21 protein-coding genes are annotated in these 21,277 nt (G+C 62.1%); 17 read left to right on the plus strand and 4 right to left on the minus strand.

All coding sequences use genetic code 11. The annotated features are described in order from the left end of the window. Positions 1-117 precede the first annotated feature (117 nt). Complete coding sequence (locus RZE77_RS09860) at positions 118-849, plus strand: GntR family transcriptional regulator (RefSeq protein ID WP_165403207.1); 732 nt, start codon at positions 118-120, stop codon at positions 847-849. Here the strand turns inward: RZE77_RS09860 and RZE77_RS09865 are convergent. The 4 genes from RZE77_RS09865 to RZE77_RS09880 are packed head-to-tail and all read right to left on the minus strand — an operon-like array spanning position 834 to position 5,125. Then, complete coding sequence (locus RZE77_RS09865) at positions 834-1,502, minus strand: nitroreductase family protein (protein WP_130422589.1); 669 nt, start codon at positions 1,500-1,502, stop codon at positions 834-836. The genes RZE77_RS09860 and RZE77_RS09865 overlap by 16 nt on opposite strands. Positions 1,503-1,510: 8 nt before the next feature. Then, entirely contained in the window at positions 1,511-2,830 is a 1,320-nt protein-coding gene (locus RZE77_RS09870) for an FAD-dependent oxidoreductase (protein WP_319441662.1), read from the minus strand. A gap of 8 nt (positions 2,831-2,838) precedes the next feature. Then, positions 2,839-3,144, minus strand: a complete 306-nt coding sequence (locus RZE77_RS09875; protein WP_130422593.1) for a ferredoxin family protein — start codon at positions 3,142-3,144, stop codon at positions 2,839-2,841. Positions 3,145-3,166: 22 nt separating this feature from the next. Continuing rightward, positions 3,167-5,125, minus strand: a complete 1,959-nt coding sequence (locus tag RZE77_RS09880; protein ID WP_319441663.1) for a molybdopterin-containing oxidoreductase family protein — start codon at positions 5,123-5,125, stop codon at positions 3,167-3,169. Between the two features lie 342 nt (positions 5,126-5,467). Between RZE77_RS09880 and RZE77_RS09885 the strand changes: the two genes are divergently transcribed. The 16 genes from RZE77_RS09885 (at position 5,468) to RZE77_RS09960 (ending at position 21,262) form a co-directional block, all read left to right on the plus strand. Continuing rightward, positions 5,468-6,664 carry an ABC transporter substrate-binding protein gene (locus RZE77_RS09885; protein WP_319441664.1) on the plus strand — a complete coding sequence of 399 codons (1,197 nt, stop codon included), beginning with the start codon at positions 5,468-5,470 and terminating at the stop codon, positions 6,662-6,664. Between the two features lie 8 nt (positions 6,665-6,672). Beyond that, positions 6,673-8,613, plus strand: coding sequence for an ABC transporter permease (locus RZE77_RS09890; protein WP_319441665.1), 1,941 nt, complete (start codon positions 6,673-6,675; stop codon positions 8,611-8,613). Continuing rightward, a complete protein-coding gene (locus RZE77_RS09895; RefSeq protein WP_319441666.1) occupies positions 8,610-9,389 on the plus strand; it encodes an ABC transporter ATP-binding protein in 780 nt (259 codons plus the stop codon). The genes RZE77_RS09890 and RZE77_RS09895 overlap by 4 nt, the downstream gene beginning before the upstream one ends. Beyond that, a complete protein-coding gene (locus tag RZE77_RS09900) occupies positions 9,386-10,102 on the plus strand; it encodes an ABC transporter ATP-binding protein (protein ID WP_319441667.1) in 717 nt (238 codons plus the stop codon). Before RZE77_RS09895 ends, RZE77_RS09900 begins: the two co-directional genes overlap by 4 nt. Positions 10,103-10,106: 4 nt before the next feature. Then, the gene (locus RZE77_RS09905; protein WP_319441668.1) at positions 10,107-11,303 is read left to right on the plus strand and encodes an amidohydrolase family protein; all 1,197 of its coding nucleotides are present in this window, start codon (positions 10,107-10,109) and stop codon (positions 11,301-11,303) included. 24 nt (positions 11,304-11,327) lie between these two features. Continuing rightward, a complete protein-coding gene (locus tag RZE77_RS09910) occupies positions 11,328-11,771 on the plus strand; it encodes a cupin domain-containing protein (RefSeq protein ID WP_319441669.1) in 444 nt (147 codons plus the stop codon). A 230-nt stretch (positions 11,772-12,001) separates the two neighbouring features. Further along, positions 12,002-12,589, plus strand: a complete 588-nt coding sequence (locus RZE77_RS09915; RefSeq protein ID WP_319441670.1) for a TetR/AcrR family transcriptional regulator — start codon at positions 12,002-12,004, stop codon at positions 12,587-12,589. A gap of 86 nt (positions 12,590-12,675) precedes the next feature. Continuing rightward, a complete protein-coding gene (locus RZE77_RS09920) occupies positions 12,676-13,635 on the plus strand; it encodes a Bug family tripartite tricarboxylate transporter substrate binding protein (RefSeq protein ID WP_319441671.1) in 960 nt (319 codons plus the stop codon). Positions 13,636-13,638: 3 nt separating this feature from the next. Beyond that, positions 13,639-14,523, plus strand: coding sequence for a TauD/TfdA dioxygenase family protein (locus RZE77_RS09925; protein WP_130422613.1), 885 nt, complete (start codon positions 13,639-13,641; stop codon positions 14,521-14,523). Between the two features lie 11 nt (positions 14,524-14,534). Beyond that, positions 14,535-15,590 (plus strand): alpha/beta hydrolase family protein, encoded by a 1,056-nt coding sequence (locus RZE77_RS09930; protein ID WP_130422615.1) that lies wholly within the window; start codon positions 14,535-14,537, stop codon positions 15,588-15,590. Between the two features lie 218 nt (positions 15,591-15,808). Then, complete coding sequence (locus RZE77_RS09935) at positions 15,809-16,696, plus strand: LysR family transcriptional regulator (RefSeq protein ID WP_130422617.1); 888 nt, start codon at positions 15,809-15,811, stop codon at positions 16,694-16,696. A 324-nt stretch (positions 16,697-17,020) separates the two neighbouring features. Beyond that, a complete protein-coding gene (locus RZE77_RS09940) occupies positions 17,021-19,018 on the plus strand; it encodes a conjugal transfer protein TraG (protein ID WP_405547329.1) in 1,998 nt (665 codons plus the stop codon). Next, the gene (locus RZE77_RS09945; protein WP_319441673.1) at positions 19,015-19,485 is read left to right on the plus strand and encodes a CopG family transcriptional regulator; all 471 of its coding nucleotides are present in this window, start codon (positions 19,015-19,017) and stop codon (positions 19,483-19,485) included. Before RZE77_RS09940 ends, RZE77_RS09945 begins: the two co-directional genes overlap by 4 nt. 58 nt (positions 19,486-19,543) lie before the next feature. Beyond that, a complete protein-coding gene (gene trbB, locus RZE77_RS09950; protein ID WP_130423042.1) occupies positions 19,544-20,521 on the plus strand; it encodes a P-type conjugative transfer ATPase TrbB in 978 nt (325 codons plus the stop codon). Beyond that, the gene (locus tag RZE77_RS09955) at positions 20,518-20,850 is read left to right on the plus strand and encodes a TrbC/VirB2 family type IV secretion system protein (RefSeq protein ID WP_319441674.1); all 333 of its coding nucleotides are present in this window, start codon (positions 20,518-20,520) and stop codon (positions 20,848-20,850) included. Before trbB ends, RZE77_RS09955 begins: the two co-directional genes overlap by 4 nt. Before the next feature lie 139 nt (positions 20,851-20,989). After that, positions 20,990-21,262 carry a VirB3 family type IV secretion system protein gene (locus RZE77_RS09960; RefSeq protein ID WP_319441675.1) on the plus strand — a complete coding sequence of 91 codons (273 nt, stop codon included), beginning with the start codon at positions 20,990-20,992 and terminating at the stop codon, positions 21,260-21,262. Positions 21,263-21,277: the final 15 nt, after the last annotated feature.

The raw sequence follows: 21,277 nt of genomic DNA on the forward strand, positions 1-21,277 counted from the left end.
CCCAAGGGCCTGGCAAACGGAACCCGACCTCTTCGCAGGCCGGGGTCCCGAAAACATCTATTGTGGATCCCATTCCAGCTAAAATGGTGCGAAATAATCGCAACAACCAAAGGCAATATGGCTTTTTCGGCAGAAGATAAGCTGGTCGATCAGCTCGCAGATCAGATCCAGCACAAGATCGCAACGGGCGAATACCTGCCCGGCCAGAAGTTGAAGCAGGTGGCACTTGCAAACACTTTCCAAGTGAGTCGCACGCCTGTGCGACAGGCGTTGTCCCAGCTTGCTGCTCGGGGGATCGTCGATCAGAGTCAGACCGGCGCGGTGGTCAAGTCCCAGAGTTCCAAGGACGTGAGGGATATCTATCGCGTTCGCTCGGAGGTGGAGGGCCTGGCGGCGCAATTAGCCGCGCAATGGATCACCGACCACCAGCTGATCGAGCTGAGGAGGATTCACGAGCGGTTTGTGCAGGCTGTCACGGACCTGAACCGCCTGCGGGCGGACAGTCCCGCGGGTCACGCTGAAACGAGCGCCTACCAGGCGGCCCGTAAGGAATGGGTCACCACGAACAGCGAGTTCCACGCGATCATCTTTCAGGCGTCGTGCAACGCGTACCTGCAAAAGATCATTGCGGATCTCGAACTGGGCTCCTCGCGCGGCGTGATCGCTTCTTCGGCGCTTGGTATGTACAAGCACCGGATGGAAAAAAACATCGCGCATCATGAGGCGATCCTCGCCGCGTTGGAGGCGCGCGATGACATGGCCGCGCGGCAGGCGATGTCGGCGCACGTGGTGGAGTCCGGTGAGTTCGTGGCTGCTTGGCTGGAGAACCAGGCTCACGCCCGATCCTGAGCGCCGGGGCGCTGCGAACAAGGCCATTTGGACAGGATGGAATGCGGGTGCCGAGCTTTCGGGGGAGTCCACCCCGAATTTAGTGTGCCAAGAACGATCCAGCCGACGAGATACTCGCCCTCCTTGCAGAAGGTGCGCGCAAGGCAGGGGCTGAGGACCTTGCGTCCGCTCAGCATCTTGCCCGCAAAGCCGAGGGCATGCGCCGCGTTCAAGAAGTTCGTGATCGCGCCGCCGACGGCCATCCACTGTTCGTGCGCCGGGATGGGGCGCTCGACGGAAAGGTTGGAAATCACTGCGATGGTCAAGGGCGCTCGGCGCGCGCGCTCGGTCTCAATGGCGGCAGCTTCGCTCGACGCGCCCTCGGCTCGGGCGGCCTCACCGAACAGGTCGGCAAGCAGGTCGACCGAGTCGGATTCGACGACGGTGAAGCGATAGGGCGTCAATGCGCCGTGGTCGGGGGCGCGCAGAGCGGCCAGTGCCATGACCGTCAGATGCGCATCGTTTGGAGCAGGAAGCGCTAGGTGGCGGGGACCAGCCGAGCGCCGCGTGAGCAATGTTGTCAGGCTTGCTGGCACCGTTGGGAAGTCCGGGCGACTTAGCTCCGGAGCGTCGTGATCGGAACTCTCGAGATCGTGCGGGATAGTTGGATGCATAGGAGCCTCTACTGCGCAGCCGCAAGTAACTCTTGGACGCGCGTGAATTTTTCACGGGGTTTGGATGCTACGAGGCCGGCCGCGATTTCGGCCTGGTCGATTCGAAGCCAGTCCTTGAAGGCAATGATCGTTCGTCCGCACAAGTGGTCTTGTAAGGCCTGCACGCCTCCAACATCGCCGAGATGTTCCGCCGCCAGGTCCTCCGCGACTCGGCGCGTCACTGCAACGCTGTCGGCACGATTTGTGCCGATCACACCGGACGGCCCGCGCTTGACCCACCCCGTTGCATAGAGGCGTGGGATCGCCTGCCCTTCGTCTCCCAATACTCTGTCCTGAAGTGTTGGTACCACGCCCCGCTCATGGTCGAACGGCAGGCCTGGGATGGCGTGGCCGCGGTAGCCCACTGCCTTGAAGAGAAGGCCGGCCGGGATCTGGCACTCCTCCCCGGTTCCCGTAACCCTCGACGGATCCGCTTCGCAGGCCAGGGTTTTTTCGAGCACCATTGAGCTCATGCGCTGGGTACCCTCCACACGCACGGGCCGCTTGAAGAAATGGAAATGGATCCGGCGACGATGGCTGTCCACGGCGCTGTGCGCGAGCGAGCTGAGCCACGCGACGGTGGAGTTGGGCGGGTTTGCCTCGGCGAGATCCCGTGCATCAAAATGAATGGAGCAGTCCTCGATCTGCGCCAATTCCCTCAGCTCGTTGGCGGAGAACTTGGCTTGCGAAGGGCCGCGTCGTCCGACGATATGGATATCCCGGATATTGCTTGCGGCCAGCGCCTGTAGGGCGTGGTCCGCAATGTCGGAGGCGGCCAGTGCCTCGACCGGTTTGGCAAGAATGCGGGCGATATCAAGGGCAACGTTCCCGTTGCCGAGGATGACCGCAGCGGGCTGGCTCAGATCGAAGGCGTGGTCCCGGCAGTCCGGGTGGGCGTTGTACCACCCGACGAAGGCCGATGCCCCATGGCAGCCCCCCAAATCTTCTCCGCTGATGCCGAGCGTACGGTCGCCGTGCGCGCCATGGGCGAAGATTACGGCATGGAACATCTTGCGCAAGTTGTCCACACTGACGTCCCTGCCGACCTGCACGTTGCCGAAGAAGTGCAAGCGCGAAGATTGCGCGATGCGCTCGTACGCGGCGACGGTCGTCTTGAGCTTCTGGTGATCCGGTGCCACGCCGTAGCGCACTAAACCGAAGGGGGCGGGAAGCCGCTCAATCAGTGCCACGTTGATGCCCAGCTTGAGCAGTGCCTCGGCTGCATAAAAGCCACTCGGCCCGGCGCCGACGATGGCAATCTCGGGAGGTGAGGTGAAGGTACTCTGCACGGACTGCCTCAGAAGCCGAGCGACGCGCGCTTTTCCCATGCGCCTGGCAAGGCCTCGGACGGCTCCGTGACGCTGGGGAGCATGGATGCGCGCTCGCGGTTGATGTCCAGCCAGTGCGACATCGGCGCGGGCAGGTCGTGCTCAAAATAGATAGCCTTGACAGGGCACACTGGAACGCACGCGCCGCAATCCACGCATGTGTCCGAGTCGACATACAGCATCTTCTCGTCGCCGTGGAAGCATGCCACGGGACACACTGCCACGCACTCTGCAAAGCGGCAGTTTTCACAGTTTTCGGTCACTACGACGGTCACTTCGGATCTCCAATTCGTGGGTTTAGAGGGCAGGGCTGGCGAGTTCGATGGCGACACGCGTATCGCCGTAGGCGGCCATTTCGCCGAAGTTACTCAGCACGTCTTCGGTCAGCACGTTCGCACCACCCCCGCGCTTGATCCAGGTTCCCACCGGCATCACCACCATCCCGGGGCCGACGCGTGCGTCGACATTCGCGGTCAATCGCAACTGCCCGACCGCGGACCGGACGATGATCTCGTCCTTGTCCTTCACGCCGTACCGCTCGGCGGTGTCGGTGCCAATGCGCACGAAGGGTCCCGGGTGCTCGGCGGAGGTCATCTGTGAGAGCAGCCATGTTTTGCTGAAGTTGGTTACGAAGGTGAGGGGATAGCCTTGCACCTCGCGTTGCTGTAGCTCGATGTCGTCGATAAACTGGAATCGGCCTGACGGGGTCGGAAATTTCTTGTCCGCAAACGGGACCTGTGGTGCCGTCGGGCAGCGCACCGGCCCCTGCATGACGCGCTCGACGGACAGGCCTTGCGCCTCCATCGGCTTGAGCATGCGCTGCAGCCATTCGCGCGGAGAACCTGCCATCTCTTCGCCGATGCCGAGGCGCTTGGCCAACTCCTGGAAGATCCAGAGATCCGAGCGAGCCTCGCCGACCGGGGCGATGACCGGATTAACGCCGCCGATGATGTTGTGGCCCCAGGAGACCAGGAGATCCTCCTCCTCCAGGAAGGTGGTGGTGGGCAGAAACAGGTCCGCGTAGTCCGACGTATCGTTCAGGAACATGTCTACAACAACCGTGAACTCCAGCCGGTCGAAGGCCTTCGCCACAAGGTTCGAGTTCGGCGACTGGTTGATCGGATTGCCGCCATTGACGAACATCATGCGCACGGGCGGGTCCTGCGTATCGAGCAGACATTGGCCAAGCAGAGGCTCTGGGATGGCTCGCGCCGCGGTGGCCCGATCCGCAGCCTCGACCTTCTTGTCGAAGTGGCGCTGGGTCTGGAACCCCAGGGTGGCGCCCCCCCCAGGCACACCGATGTAGCCGCACAGGGCGGCCAGGGCGTCCACACAGCGGAAGATCTCGGCGCTATGCTTGTACTTATTGAGGCCCCAGCCAAACAGGATGGCTGCGGGACGCGCCGTGGCGTACTCCACGGCCAGGGCACGCACCGTGTCCTCCGACAGACCGCAAGCTTCACATAGATCGTGCATCGAGTGCCGCTCCAGAAGCTGAAGATAAGCCTCGACGTTGGTGCAATGGTTTGCAATGAACCCCTTGTCTTCCAGGCCCGCGTCGAGGACGGCTTTTGCCATCGCCAGAGCCAACTCGGCGTCACGCGCCACGCGAGGCTGGATATGGGAATCGCAGATCGTCGCGGACTCGCTGCGCACTGGGTCGATCAGGATGACCTTGCCGCCCGCCGCGCGGACTTCCTTGAGTAGGGGTACGGTGTGTAGGTTGGTCGCCATGGGATTCCGTCCCCACAGGAGCACGAGTTTGCTGTTGACGAGATCCGACGGATCGTGACCAAGCCGTATGCCGAAGTCCATGGCTTGTCCGGCGCGCGCGGCCCCACTGCAAAGGGAGCCGCTGGTCGTTGTCACGCCACCCAGGAGATTCCAAAACCGACGGCTCAGATGCTTGGTTGCGCCCCATGAGCCAGTGCGCTGGTAGTGCATGAGAGAAAGACTGCCGTCCTGCGCAATGAACCGGCGAATCCTGTCCGCTGCCAGCGCCAGCGCCTCCTCCCAGCCTATCCGTACCCACGCCCCCGCTCGATGGCCGCCGTCCCGACGCATGGGGTACAGCTGACGCTCCTCGCTGTAGACGCGTTCCGGGAACCGGTAAGTCTTGCCACACAGATAGCCACGCGTGATGGGGTGCTCCGGATGGCCCTCGAGCTTCACGATCCGACCGTCCTCGACGTGGGCGCGGATTCCGCAGCCGTCAGGGCAGTCGAGTGTGCAGGTGGTGTATATGGTTTTTCGCATAGTGCATCCTTAAGTATCTTGGTTGGATCCATAAAAGCAAAAGCAAAACGCATGCCTGGCAATGCTGGCCCGACTTTGCGTATTTCGTGCCGATGTGGGTGCGTTCGGTGTGTGCTGAGCACCAAAATGCAGCCAAAGATTGAAGGCAGCGCACGGAGTCGTGGCATTTAAGCGCAGACTGGGGCCCACCGTTTAAAAAATGGATCCAGAAATTGCGATTCTGCGCTTATGATGAGGGTTAACCCGAGAGCGAGTCGTAGAAAGCTAGGCGTAGACTGGCATGGAACCTGCGGATGGATCCATATTTAATATGTTCTGCACTTTTTTTGAAGGATCGGCATCATGAACTTCTTCTCGCGGAGCTGGCTGGCCGCACTCGCTGTGGCGGTCGCTGGCGCATCTCATGCGCAGGGCGTCATAAAGATTGGTGAGGTCAACAGCTACAAGGTCACGCCCTCGTACCTCGACCACTACAAGCGCGGTTGGCAATTGGCGCTGGACGAAATCAACGGCTCGGGAGGAGTGCTTGGCCGCAAGCTCGAGGTGATCTCGCGCGATGACAACGGCAACCCCGGCGATGCCGTTCGTGTGGCCGAAGAGCTGTACTCGCGTGAAGGCGTCCGCCTGTACTTCGGAGGCTTCCTTTCGAACGTGGCTGTGGCCCTGGGGGACTTCGCGAAAAACCGTCAGGTGCTCTATCTCTTTGGCGAGCCCGGCACAGACCGTGTGATCTGGTCCGAGGGCAATCGCTACGTCTACAGGCTGGGCCCATCCACCTATATGTCGGTCGCCATGCTGGCCAACGAGGCAGCCAAACAGAATAAGAAGCGATGGGCGCTCGTGTACCCCAATTACGAACTCGGGCAATCCGCAGCCGCTACGTTCAAAAAGCTTCTGAAGAGCCAACAGCCAGACGTTGAATTCGTTGCGGAGCAGGCGCCGCCGCTGGGCAAGGTAGATGCGGGTGCCATTGCGCAGGCGCTGCTCGATGCCAAGCCGGACGCGATCTTCAACGTCCTCTTCGGAGCCGACCTGGGTAGGTTCGTTCGTGAGGGCAACAGCCGCAAGCTGTTTGATTCTGTTCAGGTCTATTCCATGCTGACCGGCCGGCCGGAGTACCTGGATCCGCTCGGCGCCGAGGCGCCGCAGGGATGGATCGTGACTGGCTACCCCTGGTACTCCCTCGGTACGCCGGAGAGCAAGAAATTCGTGGAGGCTTATCGGAAGAAATTCAGCGACTTCCCGCGCATGGGCTCGCTGGTCGGGTACTCGACGCTGCATGCCCTCGCGCAAGGACTGCGTAAGGCCGGATCGGCCGATCCCGAGGCGGTGGTGACCTCCTTCAAGGGATTAGGCGTCGACACGCCCATGGGGCCGGTCGTTTTCCGTGCCCAAGACAACCAGTCGACCATGGGTGCCTATATCGGCAAAGTCGCATTGAAGGATGGCAAGGGCTATATGGTTGACTACCGCTACATCGACGGCGCGAGTGTCGTGCCGTCGGACAGCGAAGTTTCGAAGCTGCGTCCCGCCAAGTAGGCCTGGCCATGACCTTGCAGAGCCTTCTTCCTCAGCTGATCAATGGATTGGCCGACGCATCGGTGATCTTTCTTATCGCGTCGGGCCTATCGCTGATCTTCGGCGTCACTCGCATCGTCAATTTCGCGCACGGCTCATTCTTCATGGTCGGCATCTACCTGGCTTACAGCCTGGTGACTGCCATTGGGGGCGGTGCGCTCGGCTTCTGGATCAGCACCCTGTTGGCGGCGCTGCTGGTGGGGCTCCTAGGTGCACTCGTTGAGCTGACCATCCTGCGCCGGATCTACAGCGCTCCGGAGCTGTTCCAACTGTTGGCCACGTTCGCCTTGGTGCTCATCATCAAGGATGCCGCGCTGTGGCTATGGGGTGCTGACGAGTTGTTCGCGCCGCGAGCGCCCGGGCTGGAAGGCGCCGTGTCCATCTTGGGCACGCTCTTTCCCTCCTACGACATCTTCATGATCGCATTGGGGCCGGCGCTGCTCGGTGCGCTTTGGCTCCTGTTCAAGCGCACCCGTTGGGGCGTGCTGGTGCGTGCCGCTACACAGGATCGAGAGATGGTGGGCGCGCTCGGCGTCAACCAGGGACGCCTGTTCACTGCGGTGTTTGCGTTGGGCTGCCTGCTGGCTGGCCTCGGAGGCGCCTTGCAAGGACCGCGCATGCCCGCCAACTTGGCACTCGACATGGACACCATTGGCACAGCATTCGCTGTGGTCGTGGTCGGCGGGATGGGATCCATCCCGGGCGCCTTTGTCGCTGCGCTCCTCATCTGCGAGTTGAAGGCGTTATGCATCGCACTTGGCACGATCACCCTGTTCGGAGTTGCGCTGCCGGTGTTCAAGTTCACCCTCGTAGTGGAGTTTGTCGTGATGGCGGTCGTCCTCGTGTTCCGCCCGCACGGCTTGCTGGGCAGGCCCTCCAGCACGAATTCGGTGGCAGCTGCTCAGGAGCCGGTCTTGCGCCCCGCCTCTGAGCGGATGCGCCACGCTGCGATCGTTGCGGCAGTGGTCTTGCTTGCGCTGCCCGCGCTTGAGCGCAGTTTCCCCTACCTGATGGTTCTTGGCGTCGACGTGCTGATCGCGATGCTGTTCGCGGCGAGCCTGCATTTCATCATGGGGCCAGGTGGCATGCACTCCTTTGGCCATGCGGCGTATTTCGGGCTGGGCGCCTATGTCGCAGCGGTATTCGTGAAGTCGGCGGGTCTGGGCATGATGACCGCGCTTCCCCTGGGCGTCCTCGGCGCGGCGGTCGGCGCGGTTGTCTTTGGTTGGTTCAGCGTCCGGCTCTCCGGCGTCTATCTGTCCATGCTGACCCTGGCGTTCGGACAACTGGTCTGGGCCATCGTCTACCAATGGGATGCGGTAACTGGCGGAAGCAATGGGCTGATTGGTTTGCGGCCGCCGCAATGGCTGCGTTCGACCACGGCCTATTACTACTTCTCGCTCGCGCTCGCCCTCGGAGGCATCTGGTACATGCGACGGGCTCTGTTCTCGCCGTTCGGCTTCGCCGTGCGCGCCGTGCGTGACTCGGAGTTGCGCGCGGGCGCAATCGGGATCGATTGCAAGCGCGTGCAGTGGGCAGCCTTCGTTCTTGCCGGCACATTCGGCGGCTTGGCCGGTACGCTGTTCGCGTTCGCGAAGGGCAGTATCTCGCCAGAGGCCGTCCATGTGGCCAAGTCCATTGACGGCTTGGTCATGGTGCTCCTGGGCGGGGTGCAGACCATCGCTGGGCCCATTGTCGGTGCATCGGTCTTCGTCTGGCTGCAAGACACGGTGGCTCGCAGCACGGACTACTGGCGTGCGCTGTTGGGATTGATCATTCTCACATTGGTCATCGTGTTCCCGGCCGGGATTGTCGGCTCGTTGCAGGCGATGGTCGAGTCGTTCAGAACGTCCCGCTCGCGCAAGGGGCCTGTCGCGGAGCCGGTGTCGGCCTTGGAGGTCAAGGCATGAGCTTGCTATCGGTACGCCATCTGAGCAAGCGTTTCGCGGGCGTGGCTGCGGTATGCGATGTGTCCTTCGAGGTGCAGGCAGGTGAACTGCTAGCGCTGATCGGACCCAACGGCGCGGGCAAATCCACCTGCTTCAATATGCTCAATGGCCAGCTCAAGCCCGACAGCGGGCAAGTCATATTGGACGGGGTTGATGTCGTGGGCAAATCGCCAAGGCAGGTCTGGAGCCATGGCGTCGGCCGTACGTTCCAGATCGCAGCGACGTTTGGTTCCATGACCGTCATGGAAAACGTACAGCTTGCACTGCATTCGCACAGGTCCAGCGTGTTTCATGCATGGCAGGCGATGTCGCACTCCTACAGACAAGAGGCTTTGTCGCTGCTGGAGCAGGTGGGCATGCAAGACCATGCGGACAGGCCCTGCAGCGTATTGGCCTATGGCGACGTCAAACGGGTGGAACTGGCGATTGCGTTGTCCAACAAGCCGAAACTGCTGTTGATGGACGAGCCCACCGCGGGCATGGGGCCGAAGGAGCGCAACGAACTGATTGCGCTGACCAAGCGCCTGGTGATCGAACAGCGGATCGGGGCGCTGTTCACCGAGCACAGCATGGATGTGGTGTTCGGCTATGCGGACCGGATGATTGTTCTGGCACGCGGCAAGCTCATCGCGCAGGGCGACCCGCAGGTGGTCAGAGCAGATGCGCAGGTGCAGGAAGCTTACTTCGGCACCGGAAAGACGTTCACCAGCGAAGACTTGGACGGAGCCACGGCATGACGACGAAAACCCTGTTGGAGGTCAAGGCCCTGAACGCCTACTACGGTCGGGCGCAGATCCTCTTCGGCATCGACCTGCATGTCAACGCGGGCGAGGTCGTGGCACTCATGGGGCGCAACGGCGCCGGGAAGTCCACGACCATGAAAAGCATCATGGCCCTGGTGCGCAGGCGCAGCGGCTCCGTTGTCTTTCGGAGCCACGAGATCTCCATGCTCCAGTCGCACCAGATCTCCCGTCTGGGCCTGGGCTTCGTGCCGGAGGAGCGCCGCATCTTCAGCGAGCTGACCGTCATGGAGAACCTGACGGTGGGCGCTCAAATGCCCCGCGAAGGTATGCGCGCGTGGACGACAGCTGAACTCTTTGCGATGTTTCCGAACCTCGGGCAAATGCCGCAGCGTCCGGGCGGCCATATGAGCGGGGGCGAGCAGCAGATGCTCACCGTGGCCAGGACGCTGATGGGCAACCCCTATCTGGTCATGCTCGACGAGCCCTCCGAGGGCGTGGCGCCGGTGATTGTCGAGCAGATGGCGCACATGATTCAGCAACTCAAGCGGCAGGGCCTTAGCGTGCTCCTGTCGGAGCAGAACATCCACTTCGCAAACCTGGTCTCCGACCGTGCCTATGTGCTCGAGCGGGGTCAAGTTCGCTTCTCGGGCGACATGCGAGAGCTGATCGCTGACAAGCAAATTCGCAGCCAGTACCTTTCCCTTTAAGAACATGCACGATCAATCTTCATCCGCCCCCGCTGGAAAACTACTCATCAAGAACGTCGGCCTCATGCTGACGGGTGACCTGAACGAACCGATCAAGGACGCCGACGCCGTCTTTTGTGAAGATGGGTTGATCGTCGAGATCGGCCGGCTCGGTGACTTGGACTGTGAGCAAGCCGACATGGTCATCGATGCCAATGGTTGTGCGCTCGCCCCGGGGCTGATCGACAGCCACGTGCATCCGGTTTTCGGCGACTGGACTCCCAGGCAGAACCAGATCGGCTGGATTGAATCGTTTATGAACGGCGGAGTCACCTCCATGATCTCGGCCGGTGAAGTTCATCTTCCGGGAAGGCCGCGCGATATCGTTGGCATCAAGGCGTTGGCCATCACCGCCCAGCGCGCCTACGCGAACAGCCGCCCCGGAGGCGTGAAGCTGCTCGCGGGTGCTCCGGTCATTGAACACGGCATGGTTGAAGAGGATTTCCGGGAACTCGCCGCGGCGGGTGTGACCCTGCTTGGCGAGATCGGGCTGGGATCGGTCAAGGACGGGCCGACCGCACGCAAGATGGTTGAGTGGTCACGCAAGTACGGGATTCAGTCCACCATTCACACCGGCGGCCCCTCCGTGCCCGGTTCCGGCTACGTCGACGCTGAGATGGTGTTGGAAGCCGATGCCGACATCATCGGCCACATCAACGGCGGTCACACCGCCCTGTCGACCAAGCAGATCCGCTGTCTGTGCGAGGGATGCGGCAGAGCGATCGAGATCGTTCACAACGGCAATGAGTTTGCCGCGCTGTTTGCGCTGCGCTCGGCCAAGGAACTGCGGCAGTTGGACCGTGTCATCCTGGGCACCGATTCTCCTGCAGGGTCCGGTGTGCAGCCCACAGGCATCCTGCGGCTGATCGCCATGCTATCGAGCATTGGCGAGGTGCCCGCCGAGCAGGCCATTTGCTTTGCGACCGGAAACACCGCGCGCATACGCAATCTCAACTGCGGCTTCATTGAGGTCGGTCGCGCCGCCGACTTCGTCTTTCTCGACACTGCGCAGCATTCCTCCAAGTCCAACCTGCTAGAGAGCATTGCCGCCGGCGACTTGCCCGGCGTTGGCATGGTAGTGATCGATGGGCTGGTCCGCTGTGGCCGCTCCCGCAACACGCCGCCCGCCGCGCGCATTCCCCAAATTCTGCAACACGCCTGAAGGCGATTTTCCAAAGGAGATGACATGTCCAATGAGGTTCAGCTTGATCTCAGCCAGCACAACCCCCCTGAATATCGGACTCCCGATTCGATGGACTGGGAGATGGGTCGGTTCAAGAACAAGACGAAGTTCCTGTTTCACACCAACGCGGACCGCCCGACAGAACCGAATGCGGGCTTCCTGCACTACGAGCCCGGTGCGGGCTTCCGCTTGCACAAGCACGATTTCGCCCAGGTCTGGTACGTCATCGACGGTGAGTTCAATATGGGCGGCAAGGTCTACGGTCCGGGCACGGTGGCGTTCCATGCGGATCCGCACTATGAGGAGGCGATGACCACCGAAACCGGCGGCACGCTGTTCTTTGTTCAGTATCAGGGCCCAACCACGGGCGCTCGACCGGTGTATGAAGGTCGGATGAACGTCAAGGGCGAGGTCAAGGACGTCACCGCGACTGATCTCGAGCACTGACTTGAGCCGCACCTGTCCTTTCGATGCATGCCCGATGGCCGCTGAGAAGTTCGTTGCTAGCGCTGCGCGCGGACGCGTGCGGCATATGCCCAGCTGCCGCTGGCGCATGGAAGGGCGGAGGACGCACCCGTCTGCGCAGGGCGCATGGTCCGCGGCCTCGGCCATGCGGCGGTGAAAAGCCGCATACCCCCCATGCCGCGATCCATGCACCGCCACCATCGATTACCCGTATGAGCACCGCTGCCCCGCCACGCACCCGAAACAAGGAAAGAACCAAGGCCAGGCTGCTTGAGGCGGCAGTGGCCGAATTTGGACGATTGGGATTCGAGGACATCAAGATCGATGGCGTGGCCGAGTCCGTTGGCCTGAACAAGAAGCTCGTCTACTACTACTTTCACGATAAGGAAGGCCTTTTCGAAGCGGCAAAAACGCAGGTCATGTCCAACATCCATCTTTGGGCTGACAACTCGGGATTGGAGCGGATGGAGCTGAATGGCTTGCTGCTGTGTGCCCTCGACTTCTTTGCTGCTCATCCCAAGCTGACAAGATTTCTTGTCAGCAATTGGGAAAGGATTGCTGAACAAGGCTTGAGTGGTTGCGGGCTCTACGAGCGCTTTGCAACTCAAATGATGTCCAAAGGTGACCCGCCCCTGAAACTCCTTCCCTCGTCACTATTGCTTGCCACTTTGCAGCTCTCAACCATGGAGTTTCTGGCGCGCTCCGAGAACGAAGTCGCGAACCGGCCAATCCGAATGAGGCTGGCGGCTTTGTTTCTGGGCTCTTTGTATGACTGCTTGCATCTGCCATCACGACATTGAATTGAACTGTTAGGACATCGATCATGAGAACTCTTCTACAACCCTCGACGGCACTTTCAGCTCGGTTGGGGCAACGACTCAGGCGCTTGCTGGCACTACCGCTTATTGCTTCGAGCGTTGCGTTGCTCGTGCCGTTCGCCGCCCATGCTCAAAGCTATCCCAGTCGACCTGTGACGATCGTCATCGGCTTCGCGCCTGGAGGTATCACTGACATCTTCGCTAGAGAGCTTGGCCAGGAAGCTTCGAAGATTCTGAAGCAGCCGGTGATCATCGACAACAAGCCCGGAGCCGCAGGAATGATCGCCAATGACCTGGTTGCGAGATCCAAAGCGGACGGCTACACCTTGCTGATGACAGCCAACAATCACACGATTAATCCGGCACTTCGGACCACCTTGAAGTTTGACGCGGTCAAGGATTTTTCGCCGATCACGCTGGTCGCATCCACGCCCAATATCCTGGTTGTTCCCGCGAACTCGCCCTACAAGACCGTTGCCGACTACATTGCTGCGGCAAAGTCAAAACCTGGCGCCGTCTCCTTTGGAAGTTCTGGCAACGGAACAGCCCCGCACATGGCTGGCGAATTTTTCGGGACCATCGTCGGCGCGAAATTCCTGCACGTTCCATACAAGGGCTCGAATCAATCGTTGCTGGCGGCCATTGCTGGCGAGGTTGACTCGACCTGGTCGGCGGCTGCGCTCACCCAGATCAAGGCAGGCAAGGTCAGGGCCCTGGGTGTGGCGAGCGCGAAGCGGCTTCCCTTTGCCGCCGATATTCCGACCTTTGCCGAACAGGGGGTCAAGGGGTTCGAGACGGAGGTATGGGTCGGGCTGCTCGGGCCCGCAAACCTTCCGGATGAGATCGTCCAGAAGTGGAATTCGATGCTGCAAGAACTTCTGTCGCGTCCAGAAGTTCAGGAAAAGTTCAAAGTGAACGGGTACGACCCGATCCTGAATGTCGGTCCTGCTGTCTTCAAGGCGCAAATCGCCAGGGAGATTGGGGTGTACAAAAAGGTGGCCAGCGATGCCAATATTCAACCGGAGTGAATCATGACTGTCGAGACGAAAAGCGAATTTGAAGTACGTCCCCTTGCGGCACCCCTTGGAGCCGTTGTTGAGGGCTTTGATCTGGGGCTGCTACCTGAGGGAGAGTGGCTCGGGGATCTCGAGGCTGCGCTGCATCAACATCGAGTTCTGGTGTTTCGCAATCAGCGAATCGACGACGGCCAAATGCTGCACTTCAGCAAGTACTTTGGCAAGGAACTAGACATCCATGCAATGACCCAGTTCGCCAAGCCCGACAACCCAGAGGTCTTCGTGCTGTCGAACATCGTCGAAGACGGTCGCCAGATTGGGGCCGTGGATGCCGCCCAATATTGGCACAGCGACCTTTGCTATACGCGCACGCCCAGCCGCGTGTCCATTCTCTACGCCCTCGAAGTGCCGGTAAAGGGCGGTAGGGTGCTGGGGCCAACGGACTTCGCCGACACGGCGGCAGCCTACTATGCGCTGCCGGCAGAGATCAAGGAGCAGTTGCAAGGCCGGAAGGCCCGATTCGTAGCCTCGAAGAAGAAGCCAAGCCAACGGGCCAGCCATTTCAACAAGATGAACAAGGACACCGAGTCCCGGTTGGAAGACTCCGTGGTTCACCCTGTAATTCGGACGCATCCCACTACTGGAGAGAAGTCCATCTTCGTGAACGAGGGATTCACCACTGAAATCCTTGATATGGAACAGGAGGAAAGCGAACGCCTCCTTAACTATCTGTACGCCTTCACGCGCCAGCCCCGCTTCATCTACCGCCACACATGGGCGCCAGGAGATGTCGTTGTGTGGGACAACGCGCTGACCTTGCATCAAGGGGTGGGCGACTACGCGCTTCCTCAGCGCCGGCTGCTCTATAGGACCATCGTTAAGGGCACCGTGCCGTTTTGAAGCTCTGAAGCATGAAAACAGACTACCTCGCGCTCAAGGCCGCCGGACACTCTTTGTTCCGAATGACAAACCAGGGGCTTGATTGCTCCCTGGTGCGGGCGAATATGGAAAGAATCGTTTCGAACAGCGACTGGTTTCCGGTTTGGACGGCTGTAGGCGCCGACTTTGAGGAACTCGGCGACGCGGCGGCCGTGCAGGGGAACTTGGTGAGTGCCGGGCAGCTTCTCACAAAGGCTGCCCTCGCGTACCACTTCGCTCAGTATCTTCACTTTGAGGATCTCGATGAAAAGAAGCGCGCTGCAGCGGCAAAAGTTGCCTGCTACACCAGAGCTTTACCGATGCAGCCGGTCCCCGGCATGCGGCTCGCAATTCCGTACAACGGAAGGACGATCCCTGCGGTTCTGCGGTCGCCACCGGGGGGAGCTCGGGTGGCACTGGCTCTGCTTGTTTGCGGCTCCGACTCGTCCAAGGAGGAACACTTCGCGATTGAGAGGGAGTTTCTCGCACGAGGCATGGCAACGCTCTCTTTCGACGGCCCCGGCCAAGGCGAGGTGTCCGATTGGATGCCGATGGGGCCTTCGTACCACGAAGCCGTTTCTGCTGTCATCGACTACGTGCAGGCGGAGGAGGGCATCGACCCACGTCGCATTGGCGTCGTCGGCTTCGGCTTCGGCGGCATGCTCGCGGTCAACTCCGCGGCAGCCGACCAAAGGATTCGGGCGTGCATTTCCGTCAGCGGCTATTTCGACATGGGTGTGATGAATTGGGACGACCCAATTCGCAGTTGGCGCTTCGCCCATATCGTTGGAGTTGAAACGATCGCTGCGGCACGTGAGGTCGCTCGTGGCTTCACACTTGAAGGCTGGTGTGATCGCCTCGATTGCCCTGTCCTTGTCATGCATGGCCAGGCCGATGCAGGAATTCCTGCGGCCGCTGCAAAGAAAATTGCAGATCGAATTGGAGCCAACGCGGAGTACTGCCTAGTAGAAGCAGGGGTCCATTGTTTCCACAATGTCGCGTTTAGAACAACGCCACTTATTTGTGATTGGCTCGCTGCTCATGTGTAGCATGGCTTGCTGAGTGTTCCGGTTGAGCGATTGAATCGCATTGCTACGCACATCAGTTTGCCAGTATCGGCGGGCGAGGCGGTTACTACGACTTTTGAAAGGGACGATTGGGCCAAGCCAACATGCACGCGCAGTTGGATGCCCCCAGAACTGCCGCCGTGGAGAATGTCGACTAACGACGTATGCATCCACACGACACGTTGGAGACTTCGAGCTCAATGATTGAGTTGCGTCATTTGCGCTACTTCATAGCTGTGGCAGAAGAGTTGAACTTCACTCGTGCAGCTGAGCGCATTCATATCGATCAAACTCCTCTATCGCGCGCTGTGCGCGATCTTGAGGAGAGGTTGGGCGTGCAGTTGCTAGTGCGCGCGCCGCGGCGTCTTGCGCTTACACCTGCTGGATTGCAGTTGCTGGTTGAGGCCCGAAAACTGTTTATCCGCTTGGAGCGTGTCAAGCGCGTAGTGCGTCGAACGCATGCGCTGCACCGGGCTCCTTTGCGGGTGGGGGTTGCTGATGGAATTGCGCATCCGATGCTCGTTGAGTGCTTCACACGCTGGCAAGCAGCGGTGCCTGAGATCGCTCTGGAACTTTCGGAGATGCCCGCCCGCGAACTTGCGTTTGCCCTCAAGCATGAGGATGTGGATATAGGCTTTTCCTTCGGTGTTCCGGATGGCGAGGCCATTGTCCAGGTACCCGCCTGGCGCTATCGCTTGATGGCAATGCTTCCTCGTACCCATGAACTGACAATTCGACGTGCCGTTCCAATGCGGGAGTTGCTAGCCTTCCCGCTGATTTCGTGCAGCGAGGAGCGCATGCCCGGGCTGCATGCGCAGATGCGCAGCATCGTGCGCAAGCACAGCGATCGCACAAACATAGCCGGTGTCGCTTGCAACTCCCAGGGCTACATCGTTCGCATCGCCGCGGGAGTCGGGGTAGGTCTGGCGGATGTTGGCCAAGCGCAGACGCTGCACCGCAGTGAGATCGTGTTCCTCCCTTTGGTCGAGGAAGAGCACGTCATCACCTACGTGCTGCACAAGCAGCAGCGCTTTGGAACCCCCGAGCCAGTGCGGCGTTTTCTAGCCCACGTCAGTACTTTGTCGTAGTGCTTACGAAACCTCGCTAGTCGCGACCTTAGTCCGCGCCATAGGCATTGGACACGCCGTACTGCAACGCCGATGCTTCCCGCCCGTCTGGAAGGCTGACGTCGTGGGTCTTCAACTGCCAAGACGTCGGACCATCCACCTGCGTTCGTTCTGAGCCTCCGCCAGCCTACGCTGCGCTACTCCCGTTTGGGTGCCGTGCGCGGCGCTTCCAATCCAGACTCATGCGGTGCGTGCGATGGCTGCATGCGCATGTGCGGCGCAAGCGGGCGCAAAAGGAAGCAGACAGGCATGGCATCTCGATTCGACGCGACAAGGGACAGAGCATTGAGCGCTCACACTGGGATCCTGCTTGGCCAGATTGCTGTCGTCACAGGCGTTGCCGTGGGCGGCGTTTGGACGGCCACGCAGTGGACGGCAGCTGTACTTGGCTATCAGCCGCGACTGGGGTCTGCATGGTTTGGTCTGGGCAGCGTCCCTGTCTATGAACCCTGGAAGATCTTCGAGTGGTGGTACTTCTACGACGCCTACGCGCCGCACGTGTTCCTGCAAGGTGGGGCAATCGCCGCAACGAGCGGTATGTTCGCCGTAGGTGCCGCTATCGGCATGGCAGTATGGCGTTCACGTCTTGCCAAGCGCGTCACGACCTATGGTTCTGCCCGCTGGGCTGAGTGCGAGGAGGTCGCCAAGTCCGGCCTGACGAGGTCGGCAGGTGTGTTCCTCGGCAGGACTTCGGACAAGAGCGGCGCCTATTTGCGTCATGACGGTCCTGAACATGTGATGGCCTTCGCGCCCACGCGGTCCGGCAAGGGCATCGGACTGGTCGTGCCGACGCTGCTGTCCTGGCCCGGATCGGCCGTGATCCACGACATCAAGGGTGAGAACTGGAATCTCACGGCTGGCTGGCGCGCGCGCTTCTCGCACTGCCTGCTGTTCAACCCGACCGATGCGCGCTCGGCCGCCTACAACCCGCTTCTCGAAGTGCGGCGCGGGGCCCACGAGGTGCGCGACGTGCAGAACATCGCGGACATCCTGGTCGATCCCGAGGGCGCGCTGGAGCGGCGCAACCACTGGGAGAAGACCAGTCACGCGCTCCTGGTCGGCGCCATCCTGCACGTGCTCTATGCCGGCGAGGACAAGACGCTGCGCGGCGTCGCCAACTTTTTGTCCGATCCGGCCTGTCCCTTCGAGGTCACGCTGCGTCGCATGATGACAACGCGGCACCTGGGCGATGCAGTCCATCCGGTTGTCGCCTCGGCCGCCCGCGAAGTGCTGAACAAGAGCGACAACGAGCGCTCCGGGGTGCTGTCCACGGCCATGTCCTTCCTGGGGCTGTACCGCGATCCCACTGTCGCCGAAGTTACTTCGAGGTGCGATTGGCGCATCGCCGACCTGATCTCGGCGAAGCACCCGGTTTCGCTGTACCTGGTCGTTCCACCCTCGGACATCAGCCGCACCAAGCCGCTGATCCGCCTCATCCTCAACCAGATTGGCCGGCGCCTCACCGAATCGCTCGACGGCTCCGACGGCATCGCGCGCCTCCACAAGCTGCTGCTGATGCTCGACGAGTTCCCGGCGCTGGGCCGGCTGGACTTTTTCGAGTCGGCACTGGCGTTCATGGCGGGCTACGACCTTCGCGGCTTCCTGATCGCGCAGTCTCTCAATCAGATCGACAAGGCCTATGGCTCGAATCACTCGATCCTCGACAACTGCCATGTGCGCGTCGCGTTCGCCACCAACGACGAGCGCACGGCCAAGCGCATCTCGGAGGCGCTGGGGACGGCCACCGAATTGCGTGCGCAACGCAACTACGCCGGGCACCGGCTCGCGCCGTGGCTGGGCCATCTGATGGTCTCGCGCCAGGAGACGGCGCGGCCGCTGCTCACGCCGGGCGAGGTGATGCAGTTGCCTCCCGACGAGGCGGTGGTGATGGTCTCGGGCCATCCGCCGATCAAGGCCAGGAAGCTGCGCTACTACCAGGACTGCAACTTCACACGGCGTGTGCTGCCACCACCGGCACTGGCTGACGGCTTTTACGCGGATCGTCCTGCGACACGGCCGGACGACTGGAGCGGGCTAGCGCCGGTGACCGCGCTCGAGCCTTTGTCGTCAGCCGATGCGGGTGGCTTCGCCGACGAGGGCGGCCACCAGCTCAAGCCCGAACTGGAGCTCACGCGCGACACGCTGACGCTGCCGGAGGACGACGGGCTGCTGGTGCTCGATGACGAGGACGACGTGCCGCTGCGTCCGCGCGATGTGGACCGTCAGCTCACGCGGACTGCGCGCCTCGCGGCGCTGGACCCTGATGACGGGATAGCGCTATGAGCCGAGCTCGTCTCAATATCTTCATCGAGCCGGAGCACGCCAAACGCCTGGATCGGCTGGCAGTGCACAAGGGTGTGTCGAAGTCGGCCGTGATCGCGGCTGCGCTGGCTTCGTTCCTGTCGCCCGATGGCGGCGACCAGCGCGAGGCGGCGATCGCTAAGCGCCTGGATCGGCTTTCGCGCCAGTTCGACCGGCTGGAGCGTGACCAGAACATCCTGATCGAGACGGTGGCGCTCTATGTCCGCTACTTCCTCAGCGTCTCTATCCCAGTGCCCGAAGGCCAGCAGGACGTCGCACGGGCGCAGGGGCGGGCCCGTTTCGCCCAGTTCATCGAGCAACTCGGCCGGCACCTGCAGCGCGGGCGCAGCCTGGTGAGGGAAGTCCATGAGGAGATCGAGCCTGAGGCGGCGCCAACGCACGCAGGGCAGGATGAACCGGAGGAGGCCGCTGATGGTCCAGCCGTCTGATCGTTCTTCCGGGTTGTCGCCAGGCGCCGCGGACAACCCGGTGGCCCGGCGAATCCGCATGCTGCGTACGGCGATGGGGCCGGAGATCGCGGCGGCGCTGGCGGACCCGGAAGTCGTCGAGGTGCTGCTCAACCCCGATGGCTCGCTGTGGGTGGATCGGCTCGGTTCCGGCCGCGCGCCGACCGGCCCGGCGCTGCCGCCGCCTGTGGCCGAACGCATCATCCGCCTCGTCGCGGCGCACGTGCGCGCCGAGGTGCATGCCGGTACGCCGATCCTCTCGGCCGAACTGCCCGAGACCGGCGAGCGTTTCCTGGGCGTGCTGCCGCCGGTGGTGCGTGCGCCCTCGTTCGCGATCCGCAAGCGGGCGCTGCGCATCATGAGCCTGGCGCAATACGTGGCCGACGGGATCCTGACGGGGGACCAGGCCGCGTTCCTGCGGCAGGCGGTGCGCGAGCGCCTGAACATCGTGGTCGCCGGCGGCACCAGTACGGGCAAGACCACCTTAGCGAACGCGCTGCTCGACGAAATTGCCGAGACCCGCGACCGGGTGCTGATCCTCGAGGACACGGTGGAGCTGCAGTGCCGCTCCGACGACCACGTGAGCCTACGCACCGAGCCGGGCGTGACCACGATGGCCGACCTCGTGCGCGCCACCCTGCGGCTGCGGCCCGACCGCATCGTGGTGGGCGAGGTGCGCGGCGCCGAGGCGCTGGACCTGCTCAAGGCCTGGGGCACCGGACATCCGGGCGGCATTGCCACCGTGCACGCCGGCTCCGCGTTGGGCGCGCTCATGCGGCTGGAGCAACTGGTGCAGGAAGTCTCGATGACCGTCCCGCGCGCGCTGATAGCCGAGGCGGTCCACGTCATCGTCTTCATCGCCGGGCGCGGCCGCGCCCGGCGGGTGCGCGAGATCGCGCGCGTCGTCGGCCACGACAGCGAGGGCTACCAGCTCGATATCTCGGCGGTACCTGGTTTTCCGCTGCTCTCTTCATTTCGTCCTGCCCCAACCCCGTCGTCTTCTGGAGAACCGTCATGACGATTTCACGTCTTTCCGCAAAGCCGCTTCTGCACGCGGCTGTGGCGATAACGCTCTTGCTAGCTGTCGCGCTGCCCGCGCAGGCGGCAGGCTCGAACATGCCCTGGGAGGCGCCTTTGCAGTCGATCCTCGATTCGATCCAGGGACCCGTGGCGAAGATCGTCGCGGTCATCATCATCATCGTGACCGGACTGACGCTGGCCTTCGGCGACACATCGGGGGGCTTCCGCCGACTGATCCAGATCGTGTTCGGCCTGTCGATCGCGTTCGCCGCGTCCAGCTTCTTCCTGACCTTCTTCAGCTTCTCGGGCGGGGCGGTGCTGGGATGACTGACGCTCGCCCCCAGTCTCCCCGCACTTCGTGTCGGTCCGCCAACCCCCGCCCGGGGGCAACACCAGCGGCCCGGCAAAGCCGGTTCCGCGGTGTTCCGCGAACTGGCCGGACGTCGCTTGGCCCGGAGACGCTGCAATGAATACGCAAGCCGCTTCCTTGCCCGGCTTCGAGATTCCGCTGCACCGGTCCCTCACCGAGCCGATCCTGCTGGGCGGCGCGCCGCGCACCGTGGCGATCGCCAATGGCACGCTGGCCGCCGCGGTCGGTCTCGGGCTGCAGCTCTGGCTACCGGGTGTTGCGCTCTGGGTCGTCAGCCACGCACTGGCGATCTGGGGCGCGCGCCTGGACCCGCAGTTCATGCAGGTCTTCGCGCGGCACATCAAGCAGCGTCAGCTGCTGGATGCGTGATGCGGGGAGGGGAGA

It is taken from the genome of Variovorax sp. SPNA7 (genome assembly GCF_033807855.1).
Lineage (GTDB): Bacteria > Pseudomonadota > Gammaproteobacteria > Burkholderiales > Burkholderiaceae_C > Variovorax > Variovorax beijingensis.

Coding starts and splice junctions, on each gene's coding strand:
- trbB (WP_130423042.1), top strand. CDS start 19,544: ATGCTGCGTACGGCGATGGGGCCGGAGATCGCGGCGGCGCTGGCGGAC.
- RZE77_RS09860 (WP_165403207.1), top strand. CDS start 118: ATGGCTTTTTCGGCAGAAGATAAGCTGGTCGATCAGCTCGCAGATCAG.
- RZE77_RS09895 (WP_319441666.1), top strand. CDS start 8,610: ATGAGCTTGCTATCGGTACGCCATCTGAGCAAGCGTTTCGCGGGCGTG.
- RZE77_RS09885 (WP_319441664.1), top strand. CDS start 5,468: ATGAACTTCTTCTCGCGGAGCTGGCTGGCCGCACTCGCTGTGGCGGTC.
- RZE77_RS09910 (WP_319441669.1), top strand. CDS start 11,328: ATGTCCAATGAGGTTCAGCTTGATCTCAGCCAGCACAACCCCCCTGAA.
- RZE77_RS09915 (WP_319441670.1), top strand. CDS start 12,002: ATGAGCACCGCTGCCCCGCCACGCACCCGAAACAAGGAAAGAACCAAG.
- RZE77_RS09905 (WP_319441668.1), top strand. CDS start 10,107: ATGCACGATCAATCTTCATCCGCCCCCGCTGGAAAACTACTCATCAAG.
- RZE77_RS09945 (WP_319441673.1), top strand. CDS start 19,015: ATGAGCCGAGCTCGTCTCAATATCTTCATCGAGCCGGAGCACGCCAAA.
- RZE77_RS09955 (WP_319441674.1), top strand. CDS start 20,518: ATGACGATTTCACGTCTTTCCGCAAAGCCGCTTCTGCACGCGGCTGTG.
- RZE77_RS09925 (WP_130422613.1), top strand. CDS start 13,639: ATGACTGTCGAGACGAAAAGCGAATTTGAAGTACGTCCCCTTGCGGCA.
- RZE77_RS09900 (WP_319441667.1), top strand. CDS start 9,386: ATGACGACGAAAACCCTGTTGGAGGTCAAGGCCCTGAACGCCTACTAC.
- RZE77_RS09930 (WP_130422615.1), top strand. CDS start 14,535: ATGAAAACAGACTACCTCGCGCTCAAGGCCGCCGGACACTCTTTGTTC.
- RZE77_RS09960 (WP_319441675.1), top strand. CDS start 20,990: ATGAATACGCAAGCCGCTTCCTTGCCCGGCTTCGAGATTCCGCTGCAC.
- RZE77_RS09935 (WP_130422617.1), top strand. CDS start 15,809: ATGATTGAGTTGCGTCATTTGCGCTACTTCATAGCTGTGGCAGAAGAG.
- RZE77_RS09890 (WP_319441665.1), top strand. CDS start 6,673: ATGACCTTGCAGAGCCTTCTTCCTCAGCTGATCAATGGATTGGCCGAC.
- RZE77_RS09880 (WP_319441663.1), bottom strand. CDS start 5,125: ATGCGAAAAACCATATACACCACCTGCACACTCGACTGCCCTGACGGC.
- RZE77_RS09865 (WP_130422589.1), bottom strand. CDS start 1,502: ATGCATCCAACTATCCCGCACGATCTCGAGAGTTCCGATCACGACGCT.